Consider the following 18,120-nt stretch of genomic DNA (forward strand, 5'->3'; position numbering starts at 1 on the left):
CGCTGTGATGCGCTTAGCGCATGGTAACGAACTCTTCCGAGCCGGTCGGGTGGATCGCCACCACGCTGTCGAAGTCCGCCTTGGTGGCGCCCATCTTCATCGCAACGCCGAAGCCCTGGATCATCTCATCCACGGTAAAGCCGATGCCGTGCAGGCCGACCACGGTTTCTTCCGGACCGGCACAAACCAGCTTCATCTTACATGGCTGACGGTTGCTGGTGACTGCGGTGTACATGGCGGTAAAGCCGGATTTGTACACTTTGACGTTGTCTTCGCCGTACTGGGCAATGGCTTCCGGCTCGGTCAGGCCGATGGTGCCGATTGGTGGGTGGCTGAAGACCACGGTCGGCACCAGCTTGTAATCCATCTTGGCGTTCGGCTTGTTGTTGAACAGGCGCTCAGACAGCTGACGGCCCGCTTTGACTGCGACCGGCGTCAGTTCGATCCCGCCTTCCATGATGTCGCCGACACAGTAGATACCCTCAACATTGGTTTGCTGGTACTCATCCACTTTGATGTAGCCGCGATCGTTGGTTTCCACCCCGGCTGCCGCCAGGTTGATCTTGTCCGTGGTCGGATTACGGCCGATGGCCCAGATCAGCAGGTCCGTGTTGTGGGACTCACCGTTTTCAAAATGCAGCGTGGTGGTACCGTCGGCTTCTTTCACCACTTCTTTTGGCACGGAGTGGGTGTGCAGTGTCGGACCTTCGTTGTCCATCACTTCGACCAGCGTCTCGACGATCATCGGATCAAAGCTGCGCAGCGGCGACTCTTTACGTACGAACAGGTGGGTTTCGGTGCCCAGTGCGTGCAGCACTCCGGCAATCTCAACCGCGATATAGCCGGCGCCGACAACCGCGGTGCGTTTTGGCTGCTCGTTCAGGGCGAAGAAGCCGTCGGAGTCGATCCCGTGCTCGGCACCCGGAATATTCGGGATGGTCGGCTCGCCGCCTACGGCGATCAGGATGTGATCGGCGCTGTAGTGCTCGCCGTTCACTTCTACGGTTTTCTCATCAACAAAGCGGGCAAACCCGTTGATCACTTCAATCTTGTTGTTGCCCAGCACGTTGTCGTAAGCGGTGTGGATCCGGCTGATATAGGCTTCACGGCTTTCAACCAGCTTGCTCCAGTCGAATTGCTTCACTTCCACATCAAAGCCGTAATCTTTGGCGTACAGGTGCATGGCTTCTGCAATTTGCGCGCCGTGCCACATGACTTTTTTCGGCACACAACCGACATTGACACAGGTACCGCCCAGTGCTTTGGCTTCAATCAGCGCGACTTTGGCGCCATACATTGCCGCACGGTTTGCCGATGCAATCCCGCCGCTACCACCACCGATACAAATGTAATCAAAATGCTTCGCCATGACTTTCTCCGCTTGGATAATTCGATATATTCGCCTGCGACAGGTTGAGCGCTGCAGGGGAAACAGGCCCTAGTGTAATAAAGAACGTTGAGAGTTACGAGCGCCGGTCCGGAATAACTCATGCCCCCAAAAAAGCGGGCCGGAGCCCGCTGTTGTGGAAGGTTGTTCAGGGGGCGTGGTCGCCGGGTTACTCCGGGACGATCCAGTCCACTTTATAGAAGCCGTGGGTCGGCGCGATAGCCTGTTGCAGCCACGGCAGGATGGCCTGCATCTGGCTCTCCAGCTTCCACGGCGGGTTAATCACGATCATGCCCGAGGCCGTCATGCCGCGCTCGGTCGTATCCGGCTCCACGCCCAGTTCGATTTGCAGAATTTTGCGGATCCCCAGGCCTTCCAGACCGGCAATCATCTTGTCGATATTTTCGCGGTACACCACCGGATACCAGATCGCGTAAGTGCCGGTTGCCCAGCGCTTGTAGCTTTCTTTGATCGCTTTCACCACGTCCATGTACTCGTGTTTGAGCTCATAGGGCGGGTCAATCAGCACCACCCCGCGGCGCTCTTTCGGCGGCAGGCTGCCCTTGAGGCGGGTGAAGGCATCTTCTTTATAAATTTTGACCTGGCGATCGCCGCGAAATTCCTGCAGCAGCAGGGGGAAATCAGCCGGGTGCAGCTCGGTCAGCACCATGCGGTCCTGCTCGCGAAGCTGGGCCCGGGCAACGCGGGGAGAGCCCGGGTAGTAGCGCAGTTCATCGCCCTGGTTCAGCGTCTTGATCGCCTCAATATAGCTGGCGATCTCGGCCGGAATATCATCCCGCTGCCAGATCCGGGCAATACCTTGCTTGAACTCGCCGGTTTTTTCGCTGCGCTCGTCTTCCAGATCGTAGCGGCCCACGCCGGAGTGGGTGTCGTGGTAGACAAAGGCGGTGTCCTTTTGCTTCAGGGCATCGAGGATCAGGCTCTGGACGATGTGTTTCACCACGTCGGCATGGTTGCCGGCATGGAAACTGTGGCGATAGCTCAGCATTGCAAGGCTCTCTACAGGTCAGGGTGGAATAGGGCGCCTATTATGGCGCAATCGCGGTGGGGCGCAATAGGGGGGAGTCTCCGCCGCGGGGTCGATGCTTTTGCCGGGCAGGGGGCGGATTCCGGGTTAGACTATAAGGATAAAGGTGGAATTACTGCCCTTAAGGGATTGAATTTATAAGTTTGAAGACACATCTTGTCAGTAACAGACGAATTAAGGATTAGCGCATGTCGAACCCATTACTCACCATGACGGATCTGCCTCCGTTTTCTCAGATCGAAGCGGCACATGTCAAACCGGCCATTGAGCAGGCGATTGCCGACTGCCGTGCCAATGTTGAAGCGGTGCTGGCCAATGAGGCGCCGCCGAGCTGGGACACCATTTGCGCGCCGCTGGCCGAAACCGACGATCGCCTGAGCCGGATTTGGTCGCCGATCAGCCACCTGAACGCGGTCAAAAACAGCGATCAGCTGCGTGAAGCATACGAAAGCTGCCTGCCGCTGCTGTCCGATTACGGCACCTGGGTCGGGCAACACAAAGGGCTGTATGAAGCGTACAAAGCGATCAAAGCCGACGCCGGGTTCAGCCAGCTGACGCAGGCCCAGCAGAAATCAGTCACCGATGCGCTGAAAGAATTTGAACTGTCCGGGATTGGCCTGCCGGCGACAGAGCAGCACCGCTATGGCGAGATCAGCAAACGCTTATCTGAGCTGTCGTCGACGTTCAGCAATAATGTCCTGGATGCCACCATGGGCTGGACCAAGCTGGTGACGGATGAATCCGAGCTGGCCGGGATGCCGGAGTCGGCGTTGCTGGCGGCGAAAGCTGCTGCCGAAGACAAGGATCTCGACGGATATCTGCTGACGCTGGAGATCCCGTCTTACCTGCCGGTGATGACCTACTGCGAGAATCGCGCACTGCGCCGGGAGATGTATGAAGCCTTCGCCACCCGCGCGTCGGACCGCGGCCCGAATGCCGGCAAGTGGGATAACAGTGAAATTATTGCCGAGAAGCTCAAGCTGAGCCATGAGCTGGCACGTCTGCTGGGCTTCAATTGCTACAGCGAGAAGTCTCTGGCGACCAAGATGGCTGAGACGCCGGATCAGGTGCTGGGATTTCTCAACGATCTGGCTGCCCGGGCCAAGCCGCAGGGCGAGCGGGAAGTGGCGGAGCTGCGTGAGTACGCCGCCGCTGAATTCGGCGCGACTGAGCTCGAGCCGTGGGATCTGGGCTTTTATGCCGAGAAGCTCAAGCAGCACCGCTACAGCATCTCTGATGAGCAACTGCGTCCGTATTTCCCGGAGCATAAGGTCGTGGCCGGACTGTTCGAAGTCCTTAAGCGGGTGTTCGGCATGGACGTCCAGGAGCGTCAGGGGGTTGATACCTGGCATGAGTCGGTGAAGTTTTTTGATATTTTCGACGCCAAAGGTGCCCTGCGCGGTAGCTTCTACCTGGATCTGTACGCCCGTGACAACAAGCGCGGCGGGGCCTGGATGGACGAGTGTCTGGTGCGCCGGACCCGTATGGACGGCAGTCTGCAAACCCCGGTTGCCTACCTGACCTGTAACTTCAACAAACCGGTGGGTGGTAAGCCGGCGCTGTTTACCCACGATGAAGTCGTCACCCTGTTCCACGAAACCGGCCACGGCATTCACCACATGCTGACTCAGGTCGATATCCCGGCGGTATCCGGTATTAACGGCGTGCCATGGGATGCGGTCGAGCTGCCAAGCCAGTTTCTGGAAAACTGGTGCTGGGAAGAAGAGGCGTTGTCGTTTATCTCCGGTCACTATGAAACCGGCGAACCATTGCCGAAAGAAATGCTGGAGAAAATGCTGGCGGCCAAGAACTTCCATTCGGCAATGGGGATCCTGCGCCAGCTGGAATTCGGCCTGTTCGATTTCAGCCTCTACACAGATTACGATCCGGAAGTCGGTGCCCAGGTGCTGGAAACCCTACACAAAGTGAAATCTCGGGTCTCCGTGGTTCAGGCACCCGAGTGGGGCCGTTTCCCGCACAGCTTCAGCCATATCTTTGCCGGTGGCTACAGCGCAGGCTACTACAGCTACCTGTGGGCGGAAGTGCTGTCCTCTGATGCCTACGCCCGCTTCGAGGAAGAAGGGATTTTCAACCCGCAAACCGGGGCTGATTTCCTTGACTGTATCTTAGAGCGCGGCGGCAGCGAAGAGCCGATGGCGCTGTTTAAGCGCTTCCGGGGCCGGGAGCCGAAGATTGATGCTTTGCTCCGTCATTCCGGCATCACCGGGTAATTAGGTTTCAAACTGGTTATTTAGCTCAGCTTCTGTATCGAAAGTGCTCATTGATGGTTATCAACTGCGCGCTTTCTCTTTGAATCTGAGCTAAATTCCGGCGTTTGAATTCCAAATTAGATCTTGGCGAGTTCGGTGTGGTAGCGTGCGCATTGATAGTTATCAACGCCGCGTGTCCTCTTTGCTCTGAGGTGAAATTCCTGCGCTGAACTCAGCCAATAAAAAAGCACCCGGTCGGGTGCTTTTTTTGTTTGGCGCTTTTTTGTTTTGGAGCCTGTTAGCTTTCGATCAACGTCAGGGGCCAACCCATATCGGTTTGGCGGTTGGCTTCCTGTTGCAGCTCGGTCCGGGTGAGCGGGTTGTCGGCCAGCCAGTGTGCCGGGAGGGTCAGGGTCAGTTGGTTGTCCTTGACTGCCAGGGTGGCGGGGGGCTGGTTGCTGTCGTCGCGGCGGTGACACAGGATCACGGCCAGGCGCAGCAAGCGCAGCAGGCGGGTGGCTGTCTGGGCCGAGACCGCATGTTGCTCCGGCAGGCTGCTCAGTTGCTCGCGGAAGCGGCGCAACAGTTCGGCAATCAGATGCTTCTGGGCCCGAGTGAAGCCGGGCAGATCAAGATGATGGATCAGATAGGCAGCGTGCTCACCGCTTTGCTTGAACTCAATACAGGTGCCAATCTCATGCAGGGAGGTACACGCATGGAGCAGACACTCGGCCTGCGGCTCCAGTTGCCAGTGCGGCTCACAGCTGGCCAGCAGGGCCATCGCCGTTTGGGTGACCGTCTCGGCATGCTGGCTGTCGAGCTGGAAGCGGGCATGCAGGCTGTCCAGGGTTCGGGTGCGTACGTCATGATGGCGCATTTGATTCATCATTTCGTACACCATGCCCTCGCGCAGGGCACCCCCGGCCAGGGTCATGGACTCAATGCCCAGGGTTTCGAAAATCGCGATCAGAATCGACAGGCCGCTCGGGAACACCAGGGCGCGCTCAAGGGTCAGTCCTTCAATATCCAGATCTTCGAGATGCTTGTATTGCATCGCCTGGCGTTGCATACGTTTGAGCTTGGGCAGGGTGATCAGCTCGTCCATCCCCTGCGCCAGCATAATTTCCTGCAAGGCCTGCACGGTGCCGCTGGCGCCGACACAGGTCTCCCAGCCCAGTGACTGGTAGTGCTCAATCATCGGCTCAATCGCCAGCTTGGCTGCCTGAATTGCCGCTTCGAAGTTTTCTGTGTTGAGGCAGCGATCCTTGAAATAGCGCTCAAGCCAGGTCACACAGCCGATTTTCAGGCTGGTCAGGGCACTGGCATCAAGTCCTTCGCCGATCACTACTTCGGTACTGGCACCGCCGATATCTACCACCAGGCGCTTGCCGCCGCCACCGGAGGTATGGGCAACGCCTTGGTAGATGATCCGGGCTTCTTCTTCGCCGGGAATAATGGCGATCGGATGGCCCAGAATCGTTTGGGCTCTGGAAAGAAATACATCGGCATTGACGGCGGTCCGCAGGGCTGCGGTACCGACAATCCGAATCCGCTCCGCCGGGATATCCTGCAGTCGTTCGGCAAACAGGCTCAGGCAGTCCCAGCCGCGTTGCATGGCGTCATCGCTGAGCTCGTTGTGTTCGTTCAGCCCGGCGGCCAGGCGCACTTTGCGCTTGATCTTTGCCAGGGTATGCACGCTGCCGGCGACTTCCCGGACGATCCACATATGGAAACTGTTCGAGCCTAAGTCAATGGCGGCATACAGCGGGGAGACGGTTCTTTCCATAGCTTATCTTATTGTTGTTTCTGTGGTGGACGACGGCGGCTACGCTGGCGCGATTGCCCCTGACCTGTGCGCTGCGATGAGCCACTGCGGCGGTTGCCACCCTGGCGCGGTGCGCGCGGGATGCTGACAGGTGCCGGCAGATCGGTCAGAAGCGCTTCACTGTCGTACTTGGACAGCGGGATCGAATGTTCAATGTACTGCTCGATGGCCGGCAGGTTAATGGCATATTCTTCACAGGCAAAGCTGATGGAATGGCCGCTGGCCCCGGCACGTCCGGTCCGGCCGATGCGGTGCACGTAGTCCTCGGCATCGTCAGGCAGATCGTAGTTAAAGACATGCGTCACCTGCGGGATGTGCAGGCCGCGGGCAGCCACATCGGTCGCCACCAGAATATCGACTTCACCCTGGGTGAACTGTTCCAGGATCCGCACGCGTTTTTTCTGCGGCACATCACCGGTCAGCAAGCCCACGCGATGCTGATCGGCGGCCAGGTGGGCCCAGATATCTTCACAGCGGTGCTTGGTATTAGCAAAAACGATCGCGCGATCCGGCCATTCTTCTTCGAGCAGGGTTTGCAGCAGGCGCATTTTTTCCTGGTTCGACGGGTAGAACAGCTCTTCTTTGATCCGGTGGCCGGTTTTCTGCTCCGGTTCGACCACAACGCTTTCCGGGTTGTTCATGTGTTCGAATGCCAGCTCTTTCACCCGGTAGGACAGGGTGGCAGAGAACAGCATGTTCATGCGTGCTTGCGGTGCCGGCATACGACGGAACAGGAAGCGAATGTCTTTAATAAAGCCCAGATCGAACATGCGATCGGCTTCGTCCAGCACCACGACCTGAATTGAGCACAGGTCAATGACGCGCTGCTTATAAAAGTCGATGATCCGGCCACAGGTGCCGATCAGAATATCGACGCCTTCTTCCAGCGTCTTCTGTTGCTTCTCATACGCTTCGCCGCCATAGGCCAGGCCGGCTTTCAGGCCGGTACTGTCGAGCAACGGCTGGGCATCATTGAAAATCTGAATGGCCAGCTCGCGTGTAGGTGCCATAATGATGGCACGGGGGTGATTTTGCTTACGGTCCTCCGGCGCCGGATTCAGCAACAATTGATTGAAAGTCGCCGTCAGGAAAGCCAGGGTCTTTCCGGTCCCTGTCTGAGCCTGACCAGCAATGTCTCGGCCGGTGAGCACTACCGGCAATGCCATCGCCTGGATCGGCGTACAATGATGGAATCCTTTGGCTTCCAGTCCTTGTAATACCAGGGGGTGTAATCCCAGGTCGGCAAATTTCTGCTCTGTGATGTGAGTCGTCTTCATTCGTATAGAATATCAGCTTAGGGTTGCAATACGAAACGGATTCCATTCAAATAGAGCATCGATTTGCTGGTTAAAATCAAATCAGCCAACAAAATCAACCATTGGAGTGGAAGATGAGCGACAAGATTGTGCAGCTGACAGACGCAAGTTTTGAAAGCGATGTAATTAATGCTGCGGGCCCTGTTTTAGTCGATTTTTGGGCTGAATGGTGCGGGCCTTGTAAAATGATTGCCCCGATTCTTGACGAAATTGCGGATGAGTACGAAGGTAAGCTGACGATCGGCAAACTGAATATCGACCAAAATGCAGGCACTCCGCCGAAGTTTGGGATTCGCGGTATTCCGACGCTGCTGTTGTTGAAAGACGGTGGTGTGGCTGCGACCAAAGTCGGCGCCCTGTCCAAAACTCAGCTGAAAGAGTTCCTGGACGCGAACCTGTAAGCCGCTTTCAGTAAACCATGCACAATTTCTCGTTGTGCATGGTTTGACTTCCGACTATGCTAGACGAACAGCATCTTTAGTGCTAACTTATTGCACGTTAATTGTATATTCGTTCATTCCTTGACCAGCCCCATTGGTCGACCCTATCTCAACTAACATAGAACCCCGATTTTGACTGACAAGAAACCCACCACTATGAATCTAACAGAACTGAAAAACCAACCTATTTCCAAGTTGGTTGCGCTTGGAGAAAGCTTAGGACTCGAGAACCTGGCGCGTTTGAGAAAACAAGACATCATCTTCGCAATTCTCAAACAGCATGCAAAAAGTGGTGAGGACATTTTTGGCGATGGTGTTCTGGAAATCCTTCAAGACGGCTTCGGCTTCCTCCGCTCAGCAGACAGTTCTTACCTTGCCGGTCCCGACGACATCTACGTTTCTCCTAGCCAAATCCGCCGCTTCAACCTCCGCACAGGTGACACCATTTCCGGCAAGATCCGTCCGCCGAAAGATGGCGAGCGTTACTTCGCGCTGTTGAAAGTGAACGAGGTGAACTACGATAAGCCGGATAACGCCCGTAACAAGATCCTGTTTGAAAACCTGACCCCGCTGCACGCGAACGAGCGTATGCGTATGGAGCGCGGCAACGGTTCGACGAAAGACATTACTGCGCGTGTCCTGGATCTGGCATCGCCAATCGGTAAAGGTCAGCGTGGTCTGATCGTGGCACCGCCGAAAGCGGGTAAAACCATGCTGCTGCAAAATATTGCACAGAGCATTACTTACAACCACCCGGAATGTGAGCTGATGGTTCTGCTGATTGACGAGCGTCCGGAAGAAGTCACCGAGATGCAGCGTCTGGTGAAAGGGGAAGTGATCGCGTCGACTTTCGATGAGCCGGCCTCCCGTCACGTTCAGGTTGCAGAAATGGTGATCGAAAAAGCCAAGCGTCTGGTTGAGCATAAAAAAGATGTGGTGATCCTGCTGGACTCCATCACTCGTCTGGCCCGTGCCTACAACACCGTGGTGCCGTCTTCCGGTAAAGTCCTGACCGGTGGTGTGGATGCCAACGCCCTGCACCGTCCGAAGCGTTTCTTCGGTGCGGCCCGTAATGTTGAGGAAGGCGGTAGCCTGACCATTATTGCCACCGCGCTGGTCGATACCGGCTCGAAGATGGACGAAGTGATCTACGAAGAGTTCAAGGGTACCGGTAACATGGAACTGCACCTGTCGCGTAAGATTGCAGAAAAACGCGTCTTCCCTGCGATTGACTTCAACCGCTCAGGCACCCGCCGCGAAGAGCTGCTGGCAAAAGCTGATGAGCTGCAGAAAATGTGGATCCTGCGCAAGATCGTTCACCCGATGAGTGAAACCGATAGCATGGAATTCCTGATCGATAAGCTGTCGATGACCAAGACCAACGATGAGTTCTTCGATGCGATGCGTCGCCAGAAGTCTTAATTTCGTCGGCTGACTCACAGTTTATTTAAACGCCACCTTGTGTGGCGTTTTTTATTATCGGTGCTTGTCGCATAATCGGCGGAGTCGTCTGTCTGTGTCGGCGCGGCAAAGGAAAGCGGTTGTGATGGCGACACTGTCATCCTTTCGACACACAGAGACACTATACTGCGCGTACTCGCAAGGAATGCCCGCGCGCTGCCAGGATGGCGGTTGGCCGGGGGCGAGACGGATGATTCTTTATTCACCATAAGGAGGTGGTGGTGATGATGCGACAAACATGGGGTCTCATGTTGCTGTTGTTCGCAGGCAGTTTGCACCCGGCGGTGGCCGCCCAGGAAGTGTCCCAGCAGCAGCTGGCACAAGTGGCGGCCTCGGCCCGGGTCCAGGATCGGGTGACGGCCCTGACCAAACTCTACAATCGCAGCGATTTCCGGGCTCTGGAATTCAATCTATCCCAGTTGCCACTTCTGCAGCAGGAAGCGGTTCGGGGTCAGCTGGTGGCCCATGCGATGGCCCACGGGGCATTGGATCAGGCCAAAGCGGACTGGCTCCAGGCGCAGGCCGAGCGCAAGCAGGCTTTTACGGTGGTGGAGCAGGGTGATGGCTACCAAATTACCCAATCTGCTTTTCATTATCCGGCCCAAGCCCGTGGCTTAGTCCGGCAGTGGCAGGAAACCCAGCTCGGACAACAGATGGTAGCCCAGGCCGAAGTCGGTGAGCTGGTGTTGTCACGCTGGCTCGCTGGCGATCTCCATACCCAGCAAACCCGTCGGGATCTCTTTTTGCAACACCTGCCGCAACTCTCTGCGCAGGCGGTCGCCAATCTGGTGGCCCAGTTTGCCGCAGACAGCCAGCTGATGTGGCTGCCGGATAACGGGGTGATCGCGCATCTGGCTGCGGTATCCGGTGATCCGGGCATGTATCATCTGCTGTGGCGGCGCCGCACGGATCGCTACAGCCAGGCTGAGTTGAACCGGCTGGCGAGCCAGGCACCGGAACCGACGGCCGTGACCCAGCTGATGGCGGCCACGATGAACCCTTCCCTCAAACCGCTGGCCTATAAGGCTCTGATCACGCTCAAGCCTTTACCGGCAGAGGCTCGCGCTTTCCTGACCCAGAAACTGGACGAGGTCGATGACGGCCATCTGGTGGCCTCGGAGCTGGCCCGCCATGGGTATCGTCAATGGCTGGCCCAGTTGGCGGAAGATAGCCGGAATCCGTTGCGCAAAAAGCACTTACAAGCAGCCCTAGCCCTTGAACCCTAGGGCTTGGGGTTGATTTTCCCAGTGTGCTCAGGTTAACAACTCGTTATAATGACGCCCAATTTATTGCAGATCCCGGCCCGTGACGATACGGTGCCGGGATTTGGCGCGCTGAAGATAACGAGAATCACGAGCCTATGAAATTCAAGGATCTGCGAGATTTTATCCACTATCTGGAGCAGGCCGGGGAACTGAAGCGAATCACCCACCCGGTCGATCCGGATCAGGAAATGACCGAAATCTGTGACCGCACCCTGCGTGCCGGTGGCCCGGCGCTGCTGTTCGAAAACCCGATCGGCTACGACATGCCGGTACTGGCCAACCTGTTCGGCACCCCGAAACGGGTGGCGCTCGGTATGGGCCGCGAGGACGTGCTGGAGTTGCGTGAAGTCGGCAAGTTGCTGGCGTATCTCAAAGAGCCGGAGCCGCCGCGTGGTTTCCGGGATGCCATCGACAAGCTGCCGGTGTTCAAGCAGGTACTGAACATGCCGGCCAAGCGGCTGCGCAAGGCGCCGTGCCAGGAGATTGTCTGGCAAGGTGACGAGGTTGATCTGGATAAAGTGCCGGTGATGAGTTGCTGGCCCGGTGATGTAGCCCCTCTGCTAACCTGGGGCCTCACCGTGACCCGTGGTCCGAACAAGAAACGCCAGAACCTGGGTATTTACCGCCAGCAGAAGCTGGGGAAAAACAAGGTGATCATGCGCTGGCTGGCCCACCGGGGCGGCGCGCTGGATTTGCGCGACTGGATGGAAACCCATCCGGGCAAGCCGTTCCCGGTCTCGGTCGCTTTTGGCGCTGATCCGGCGACGATTCTCGGGGCGGTGACGCCGGTGCCCGATACCCTGTCTGAATATGCCTTCGCCGGGTTGCTGCGCGGCAGCAAAACCGAGGTGGTCAAGAGCATCAGTAACGATCTGGATGTGCCGGCCAGCGCGGAAATGGTTCTGGAAGGTTACATCGACCCGAATGAGTTTGCCGATGAGGGGCCGTATGGCGACCATACCGGTTATTACAATGAGGTCGAACGCCACCATGTGTTCACCATTACCCATATCACGATGCGCAAGGATCCGATCTACCACAGTACCTACACCGGCCGTCCACCGGATGAGCCTGCGGTGCTGGGCGTGGCGCTCAATGAGGTGTTTGTCCCGATCCTGAGTAAGCAGTTCCCGGAGATCGTCGACTTCTATCTGCCGCCGGAAGGCTGTTCGTACCGGATGGCCGTGGTGACTATGAAGAAGCAGTATCCGGGCCATGCCAAGCGGGTGATGATGGGCGTGTGGTCGTTCCTGCGCCAGTTCATGTACACCAAGTTCGTGATTGTGTGTGACGAAGACGTCGATGCGCGGGACTGGAACAGTGTGGTTCAGGCGATGAGCACCCGGATGGCGCCGGCGCGTGATACGCTGATGATCGACAGTACACCGATTGATTCGCTCGACTTTGCCTCTCCTGTGGTGGGGCTGGGGTCGAAAATGGGTCTGGATGCCACCCGGAAATGGGAGGCTGAAACAGCGCTCACGCCAACTGCTGATCGGTCGGCGGTTGTGGATGCCGCAGCGTTCGACGGCGAGGCGATCACCCGGGCCATTCAGGCGCAGTTTCCTGAGGTGGTGGATTGCTACCTGCCGCCGGCGGCCGCGGGCGGGATGGTGATGGTCAGCATGAAGAAGACGGCGGCGGATCATGCCCGCCGCTTGATCGACGGACTATGGTCGGTGCTGACGCCGCAGCTCGGTACCCCGTTCCTGATCCTCTGCGATGAGGATGTCAATGTCCGGGACTGGCATGATGTGATCTGGGCGGTGACCACCCGGATGGATCCGAGCCGGGATACCCACATGGGCGAGTCCGACCTTGGATCGCGCATGGCGCTGGATGCCACCAATAAATGGCCGGATGAGGTGCTACGTGAATGGGGCACCCCGATCGCCAAAGCACCGGCGGTCGTGGCCAAGGTCGATGCGATCTGGGAGACGCTCGGCATCCTGCGTTAAGCGGCGAGCCAGCGACACCGATTGCCAGTACACTGAAAGCAAGAGCGATCGACAGCTCGATCAACTATCAGCAAGATCAAGAACAAGCAAGATCAACCGAAAGCGGTCGGCAGTGATGCCGGCCAGATGAGTGACCGATATGCACCAAGTACGCCTGTTGCCGCATCAAATCACGTTTTTTGCCGACGAGCAGGAGACTGTTTTGCAGGCAGCGCTCAACGCAGGCGTCGCGTTTCCTAACCGGTGTCAGGTCGGCGTGTGTGCCATGTGTCTGTGCCGCAAAATCTCTGGCGAGATAAGTCACCAGCTAGAACCTATGCTTACTGAGAATGAGCAAGCCGAAGGTTGGATCTTTCCTTGTCAGGCCACGGCCAAAAGCGACCTGGTACTCCAGTTAGACTAGAGGAAAACAATGTCAATACAATGCGAAGTAAAGTCAGTTGAACCGCTTGCATGTAATACCTACCGTATTCTGCTTCAGCCTGAACAGCACCTGGACTACAAAGCCGGCCAGTACCTGCTGGCGGTGATGGGTGAAAAAGACAAGCGTCCGTTTTCGATCGCCAGCAGCCCGTGCCGTGCCGGTGAGATTGAGTTGCACATCGGTGCGGCCGACCACAACCCGTTTGCGATGGAAGTGGTTGATGCGATGAAAGCAGCCATGGCCGCCGGACGTCCGTTTACCGTGGAAGCGCCGCATGGCGAAGCTTGGGTACGGGAAGACAGCGACAAACCACTGCTGATGATTGCCGGCGGCACCGGATTCTCGTACGTGCGCAGTATCCTGGATAACTGCTTAAGCCGCGGTGTCACCCAGCCGATCTTCGTCTACTGGGGTGGCCGGGATGAATGCCAGCTGTATGCCCATGAGGAGCTGCAAGCCCTGGCAGCCCAACACCGCAACCTGACTTATGTGCCGGTGGTGGAAACTGCGCCGGCAAACTGGCAGGGGAAAGTCGGCAATGTGCTTGAAGCGGTCAGTGACGATTTTGTCAGCCTGTCGGCGTACGACATTTATCTGTGCGGCCGGTTTGAAATGGCCGGTGCGGCGCGTGAGCAGTTCACCGCGGAGAAAGGTGCCGAGCGCGAGCGGATGTTTGCCGACGCGTTTGCGTTCATCTGATCCTGCCGGAGCGCAGCGGCTGTGATGTAAAAGCCGCGCCGTAAAAGCTGTGTAGTAAAAGCTGTACCGCAAAAAGGCGAGTCTGAGACTCGCCTTTGTTGTTTTTGCGGTCGCCATATCAGCCGTAGTGGCTGGTGCCTCAGGCGCGCGCAGTCGCGACTTTGCGCTTGACCCAGGTTTCATTGAGCCACAGCGAGGCAATGATGATCACCCCGCCGGCAATCAGGCGCGGATAGTCGAAATCGCGGTTCCAGATCAGGATATTGACGATCAGACCGGCCGGGACCAGTGCATTGTTCATGATGGCCAGGGCCCCGGCGTTGACCAGCGTTGCCCCTTTGTTCCAGATAAAATAGCCCAGACCGGAGGCCACGATGCCGAGATAGATCAGAATGCCCCATTGGGTATCTGTGGTCGGTAGCTTCTCGGTGTTGCCGAACAGCAGGAACATCGGCAGCGCGACGCAGATGGCACCAAGGTAGAACAGGCCGAATACGGTATGCTGCGGCAGATCGGCTTGCTCCTGCTCCATGATCCGCTTGTAGCCGACCTGGCCGATGGCAAAGCACAGGTTGGCCCCCTGGACAATCAGGAAGCCGACGACGAAGTCTTCGTTGATCCCCTCAAACTTGATGACGGCCGCGCCCAGCACGGCAATGGCCGCTGTCAGCAGGTACCACGCCGAGAACTGCTTATGCAGCAGATCGTAGATCAGGGTGACATAAACCGGGGTGAAAATGGTAAACAGCAGCACTTCCGGCACACTGAGGTAGAGGAAAGACTGGTAGTAAAAGCAGTACATCAGCCCGAGCTGGCAGGCACCGACAAACATCAGTTTCAGGGCCAGGGCCGGGCGCAGGTGCTGTTTACGCAGAAACGGCAGGAACACCAGGGCAGCCAGGCTGACCCGGGTCAGGACCGAGAACCAGGCGTCGACCTGTCCGGCCAGATACACCCCGATCAGGCTGAACGAAAACGCCCACAGCAGGGTGACGGCAGATAAATATCCCATAGCAACAATTCGATTCCAGATGATGAAGGCGGCCAGTGTACCTGATCCTGCGGTGCTGAAATATCACAAATCAAAAGGTGGTGTACGAATAGGGTATTGCGTTGAGCGGCAAGAGGCGCTGGTGAAGCGTGGCAGCGGGCATAAAAAAGCGATCCCGGGAGATCGCTTCAGGTCGGGGCAAAGGCTGACTTATTTCAGCGGCACCATCAGCAAATCGACCGGGGTGCGGTTGATCAGCTGCTTGGCTGAAGAGAGCACTTTGCTCCAGAAATCCTGGTGGTGGCCACAAACGACCAGCTCAACGTTGATGTCGTTGATGGCTTGGCAGATTTCTTCGCTGAGATCGCCGCTGCCGACCAGGGTATGAGCAACCGGGTAGTTGGCTTTGTCAGCCAGCGATTGCAACTGCTTCTGGGCATCTTCCGCCATGCGATGCTGGGCTTCGGCCAGGTTGATATCAATCAGGCCGGTATACAGTTCGGCATAATTCACATCAATATGGATCAGCGAAAGCCTGGCATCCAGTGCTTTCGCCAATTCAGCTGCCTTGGCAACCAGAGTATAGCTGTCGTCAGACAGATCGACTGCCACCATAATGTGTTGATAGGCCATTATTTGCACTCCGTGTCATATGTTAGCACTCATGCTAGCATTGAACCGGATGGAAAAATATCGGTCTGATCGCATCCTGGTTGCCTGGCAAAGCGGGCGATCTTCGAAAAGGAACCCTTTGAGTTGCATTCTCAATGTCGCATTGTGACAATGGGTTATCGGCGATTTCTTACCAATCTATGGGATTGGTATACACTAGAATAGATAGGAGTAGTGCGATGCTAGCTCAGGCAATGGTTGAAAAACTTAACGAGCAAATCAACTTGGAGTTCTTTTCTTCGAACCTGTACCTGCAGATGAGCGCTTGGTGTGAAGACAAAGGGTTTGAAGGGGCCGCCGAGTTTTTGCGAGCCCATGCGGTCGAAGAAATGGAGCATATGCAACGTTTGTTCACCTATGTGAGCGAAACCGGTTCGATGCCAATTCTGGGTGCGATTGAAGCGCCGAAGCATGAGTTTAAATCGCTGGGGGATGTATTCCGCGAAACGTATGAGCATGAGCAGTTCATTACTCAGAAGATCAACACTCTGGCTCATGTCGCGTTTACCTCCCAAGACTACTCAACGTTTAACTTCTTGCAGTGGTATGTTGCAGAACAGCACGAAGAAGAAAAATTGTTTAAAGGTATCCTGGATAAGATTGAGCTGGTTGGTGAAGACGGTAAAGCTTTGTTCTTTATCGACAAAGATCTTTCTGCACTGGCCAAAGCGGAATCGTCATCCGTGATGGATACACCAGCTGGCTAATGCCGCCGGGGCGCTGTGAGGTGCCCCGATCTTCGCCCGGCCAGCTTGTGATGACACGTTGTTCGGGGGTTGTTATGATCAGTGGTGATGCGCTTCTTTTAGCTCTCTTTTTTGTCGCAGTCGTGAATATTTCCCGCTATGTCAGCACGTTAAAAACCCTGCTGGCGGTGATGCGCGAATGTGATCCGCTTCTCTATCAACAGGTCGACGGGCGTGGCTTTTTCTCCTCCCAGGGGAATGTCAGCAAACAGATCCGCCTGTTTCACTATATCCGCAGCCAGCAATACCAGAATCACCATGATCCGATTTTTATGGAGAAGTGTGTCAAGGTGCGTAAGCTGTTCATCCTGGCCAGCACATTTCTGACGGTCTTTTTGGTATCCATTTTTGTCGTGGCCTATCTGGGCATTTAATGTTTTGCTCATAAATGTGTCACTTGCTGCATAGATCATGGTTTTTCATTGATTGAACAAAACGTTGCGATTAATTTATCGCCGTTTGTTCCAGAATTTGAAAAGCGGTGGCTATGAACAGAGTATATGCATGGTGGGAAGCCCTGGAGCGTGGGGTGAGCCAGGACTGGATGAGTAATGTGGGCTTGTTGCTGTTGCTCAGCGCCTGTCTGTGGGGAGCCTGGCTCCTGCTGACCCGTCATTTGCTGGTCGCGGTCGGGAAAACCCGGCTGGTGTGGGACGATGCGCTGGTCCATGCGGTCCGGCGCCCGGTCAGCTGGCTGATCTGGCTCTGGCCGGCCGCGTTCTCACTGGGCGTGGTGATCGAAAATACCTCAGACTATCCGACGCAATTTCTCTCCGTCGTCCGGCACCTGATGTTGGTGTGGACCTTCATCTGGGTGCTGCTGCGGCTGATCACCAACGCCGAAGATGCAATCAGTGAGACCGCCAAGGACGTCACCACCATCAATGCTATCTCCAAGGTGCTGCGCCTGATGGTGTTGGTGATCGGTGGCCTGGTGATGATGCAGAATCTCGGATTGAGCTTGTCCGGGGTGCTGACCTTCGGCGGGGTCGGTGGTCTGATTGTCGGTATGGCGGCCAAGGATTTGCTGGCCAACTTCTTCGGCGCAATCATGATTTACTTTGACAAGCCGTTCAAGCTGGGCGACTGGATCCGCAGTCCGGACCGCGAGATTGAAGGCACCGTGGAGCGGATTGGCTTTCGGATGACCGTGATCCGCACCTTTGATAAGCGCCCGCTGTATGTGCCCAATGCCGTGTTCAGTTCGATTGTGGTGGAAAATCCGTCGCGGATGCTCAACCGCCGGATTAAGCAAAAGGTCGGATTGCGCTACCAGGATGCCGCGGTGGTTGAGGATGTGGCCGCCGATATCAAGGCGATGTTGCAAGCGCACCCGGATATTGATACCAACCAGACCCTGATCGTGAATTTTGACAGCTATGGCCCGTCGTCGCTGGATATTCTGGTGTATACCTTCACCAAGACCACGCAATGGGTGTTGTTCCACGAGATCAAACAGGATGTGATGCTCAAAATTGTCGAGATTGTTGAGCGCCACGGCGCGGAGTTTGCCTTTCCGACCTCGACGGTTCATCTCCCCGAGCCGGAGCATGTGGCCGTGGCCAAGTCTGCCCGGATGGCCCGGGTCTGACGCCCGCCTGCCCGCTTGTAGGCGGGGGAGGCAGCGACTGGCGTGAAATGCACGCTGATGTGACGTGTCGGGTCTGAAGCGCTTGGG

General features: G+C 56.6%; 16 protein-coding genes. 10 read left to right on the plus strand and 6 right to left on the minus strand.

What is annotated here, in order from left to right; genetic code table 11:
• Window positions 1–13: 13 nt before the first annotated feature.
• Both gorA and VV869_RS10500 read right to left on the minus strand, forming a co-directional pair.
• On the minus strand, window positions 14–1,369 hold the full coding sequence (gene gorA, locus VV869_RS10495) for a glutathione-disulfide reductase (protein ID WP_337734889.1): 1,356 nt from the start codon (window positions 1,367–1,369) through the stop codon (window positions 14–16).
• Window positions 1,370–1,556: 187 nt separating this feature from the next.
• Complete coding sequence (locus VV869_RS10500) at window positions 1,557–2,396, minus strand: 23S rRNA (adenine(2030)-N(6))-methyltransferase RlmJ (RefSeq protein WP_337734890.1); 840 nt, start codon at window positions 2,394–2,396, stop codon at window positions 1,557–1,559.
• A gap of 227 nt (window positions 2,397–2,623) precedes the next feature.
• Here VV869_RS10500 and prlC point away from each other — a divergent pair, with 227 nt between their 5' ends.
• The gene (gene prlC / locus VV869_RS10505) at window positions 2,624–4,666 is read left to right on the plus strand and encodes an oligopeptidase A (protein ID WP_337734891.1); all 2,043 of its coding nucleotides are present in this window, start codon (window positions 2,624–2,626) and stop codon (window positions 4,664–4,666) included.
• Between the two features lie 277 nt (window positions 4,667–4,943).
• Here prlC and gppA read toward each other — a convergent pair whose 3' ends face one another.
• Both gppA and rhlB read right to left on the minus strand, forming a co-directional pair.
• A complete protein-coding gene (gene gppA / locus VV869_RS10510; protein ID WP_337734892.1) occupies window positions 4,944–6,431 on the minus strand; it encodes a guanosine-5'-triphosphate,3'-diphosphate diphosphatase in 1,488 nt (495 codons plus the stop codon).
• Window positions 6,432–6,439: 8 nt separating this feature from the next.
• Window positions 6,440–7,747 (minus strand): ATP-dependent RNA helicase RhlB, encoded by a 1,308-nt coding sequence (rhlB, locus tag VV869_RS10515; RefSeq protein WP_337734893.1) that lies wholly within the window; start codon window positions 7,745–7,747, stop codon window positions 6,440–6,442.
• Between the two features lie 113 nt (window positions 7,748–7,860).
• Between rhlB and trxA the strand changes: the two genes are divergently transcribed.
• The 6 genes from trxA (at window position 7,861) to fre (ending at window position 14,033) form a co-directional block, all read left to right on the plus strand.
• A complete protein-coding gene (gene trxA, locus VV869_RS10520; protein WP_337734894.1) occupies window positions 7,861–8,187 on the plus strand; it encodes a thioredoxin TrxA in 327 nt (108 codons plus the stop codon).
• A gap of 195 nt (window positions 8,188–8,382) precedes the next feature.
• Window positions 8,383–9,648 carry a transcription termination factor Rho gene (rho, locus tag VV869_RS10525; RefSeq protein ID WP_337734895.1) on the plus strand — a complete coding sequence of 422 codons (1,266 nt, stop codon included), beginning with the start codon at window positions 8,383–8,385 and terminating at the stop codon, window positions 9,646–9,648.
• A 263-nt stretch (window positions 9,649–9,911) separates the two neighbouring features.
• Window positions 9,912–10,913: a hypothetical protein gene (locus VV869_RS10530; RefSeq protein WP_337734896.1), complete on the plus strand. Its 1,002-nt coding sequence runs from the start codon at window positions 9,912–9,914 to the stop codon at window positions 10,911–10,913.
• Window positions 10,914–11,047: 134 nt separating this feature from the next.
• Window positions 11,048–12,910: a 4-hydroxy-3-polyprenylbenzoate decarboxylase gene (gene ubiD, locus VV869_RS10535; protein ID WP_337734897.1), complete on the plus strand. Its 1,863-nt coding sequence runs from the start codon at window positions 11,048–11,050 to the stop codon at window positions 12,908–12,910.
• Window positions 12,911–13,049: 139 nt separating this feature from the next.
• Window positions 13,050–13,313, plus strand: a complete 264-nt coding sequence (locus VV869_RS10540) for a 2Fe-2S iron-sulfur cluster-binding protein (protein WP_337734898.1) — start codon at window positions 13,050–13,052, stop codon at window positions 13,311–13,313.
• A gap of 9 nt (window positions 13,314–13,322) precedes the next feature.
• On the plus strand, window positions 13,323–14,033 hold the full coding sequence (fre, locus tag VV869_RS10545) for an NAD(P)H-flavin reductase (RefSeq protein ID WP_337734899.1): 711 nt from the start codon (window positions 13,323–13,325) through the stop codon (window positions 14,031–14,033).
• Window positions 14,034–14,172: 139 nt separating this feature from the next.
• Here the strand turns inward: fre and VV869_RS10550 are convergent, their stop codons facing one another.
• A complete protein-coding gene (locus VV869_RS10550) occupies window positions 14,173–15,045 on the minus strand; it encodes a carboxylate/amino acid/amine transporter (RefSeq protein ID WP_337734900.1) in 873 nt (290 codons plus the stop codon).
• Between the two features lie 189 nt (window positions 15,046–15,234).
• The gene (locus VV869_RS10555) at window positions 15,235–15,657 is read right to left on the minus strand and encodes a universal stress protein (RefSeq protein ID WP_337734901.1); all 423 of its coding nucleotides are present in this window, start codon (window positions 15,655–15,657) and stop codon (window positions 15,235–15,237) included.
• A 218-nt stretch (window positions 15,658–15,875) separates the two neighbouring features.
• Between VV869_RS10555 and ftnA the strand changes: the two genes are divergently transcribed.
• The 3 genes from ftnA to VV869_RS10570 all read left to right on the plus strand — a co-directional run bounded on the left by ftnA (window position 15,876) and on the right by VV869_RS10570 (window position 18,033).
• Window positions 15,876–16,403: a non-heme ferritin gene (gene ftnA, locus VV869_RS10560; RefSeq protein WP_337734902.1), complete on the plus strand. Its 528-nt coding sequence runs from the start codon at window positions 15,876–15,878 to the stop codon at window positions 16,401–16,403.
• A gap of 74 nt (window positions 16,404–16,477) precedes the next feature.
• Entirely contained in the window at window positions 16,478–16,816 is a 339-nt protein-coding gene (gene uspB, locus VV869_RS10565) for a universal stress protein UspB (protein ID WP_261601402.1), read from the plus strand.
• 113 nt (window positions 16,817–16,929) lie between these two features.
• Window positions 16,930–18,033: a mechanosensitive ion channel family protein gene (locus tag VV869_RS10570; RefSeq protein WP_337734903.1), complete on the plus strand. Its 1,104-nt coding sequence runs from the start codon at window positions 16,930–16,932 to the stop codon at window positions 18,031–18,033.
• Window positions 18,034–18,120: the final 87 nt, after the last annotated feature.

Source organism: Photobacterium sp. MCCC 1A19761, assembly GCF_037389125.1.
In the GTDB taxonomy this organism is placed as follows: domain Bacteria; phylum Pseudomonadota; class Gammaproteobacteria; order Enterobacterales; family Vibrionaceae; genus Photobacterium.

Bases quoted from the DNA above. Each gene is read 5' to 3' on its own strand.
- uspB (WP_261601402.1), top strand. From the start codon at position 16,478: ATGATCAGTGGTGATGCGCTTCTTTTAGCTCTCTTTTTTGTCGCAGTC.
- VV869_RS10500 (WP_337734890.1), bottom strand. From the start codon at position 2,396: ATGCTGAGCTATCGCCACAGTTTCCATGCCGGCAACCATGCCGACGTG.
- gppA (WP_337734892.1), bottom strand. From the start codon at position 6,431: ATGGAAAGAACCGTCTCCCCGCTGTATGCCGCCATTGACTTAGGCTCG.
- trxA (WP_337734894.1), top strand. From the start codon at position 7,861: ATGAGCGACAAGATTGTGCAGCTGACAGACGCAAGTTTTGAAAGCGAT.
- VV869_RS10540 (WP_337734898.1), top strand. From the start codon at position 13,050: ATGCACCAAGTACGCCTGTTGCCGCATCAAATCACGTTTTTTGCCGAC.
- gorA (WP_337734889.1), bottom strand. From the start codon at position 1,369: ATGGCGAAGCATTTTGATTACATTTGTATCGGTGGTGGTAGCGGCGGG.
- ubiD (WP_337734897.1), top strand. From the start codon at position 11,048: ATGAAATTCAAGGATCTGCGAGATTTTATCCACTATCTGGAGCAGGCC.
- prlC (WP_337734891.1), top strand. From the start codon at position 2,624: ATGTCGAACCCATTACTCACCATGACGGATCTGCCTCCGTTTTCTCAG.
- VV869_RS10555 (WP_337734901.1), bottom strand. From the start codon at position 15,657: ATGGCCTATCAACACATTATGGTGGCAGTCGATCTGTCTGACGACAGC.
- rhlB (WP_337734893.1), bottom strand. From the start codon at position 7,747: ATGAAGACGACTCACATCACAGAGCAGAAATTTGCCGACCTGGGATTA.
- fre (WP_337734899.1), top strand. From the start codon at position 13,323: ATGTCAATACAATGCGAAGTAAAGTCAGTTGAACCGCTTGCATGTAAT.
- VV869_RS10550 (WP_337734900.1), bottom strand. From the start codon at position 15,045: ATGGGATATTTATCTGCCGTCACCCTGCTGTGGGCGTTTTCGTTCAGC.
- VV869_RS10570 (WP_337734903.1), top strand. From the start codon at position 16,930: ATGAACAGAGTATATGCATGGTGGGAAGCCCTGGAGCGTGGGGTGAGC.
- VV869_RS10530 (WP_337734896.1), top strand. From the start codon at position 9,912: ATGATGCGACAAACATGGGGTCTCATGTTGCTGTTGTTCGCAGGCAGT.
- ftnA (WP_337734902.1), top strand. From the start codon at position 15,876: ATGCTAGCTCAGGCAATGGTTGAAAAACTTAACGAGCAAATCAACTTG.
- rho (WP_337734895.1), top strand. From the start codon at position 8,383: ATGAATCTAACAGAACTGAAAAACCAACCTATTTCCAAGTTGGTTGCG.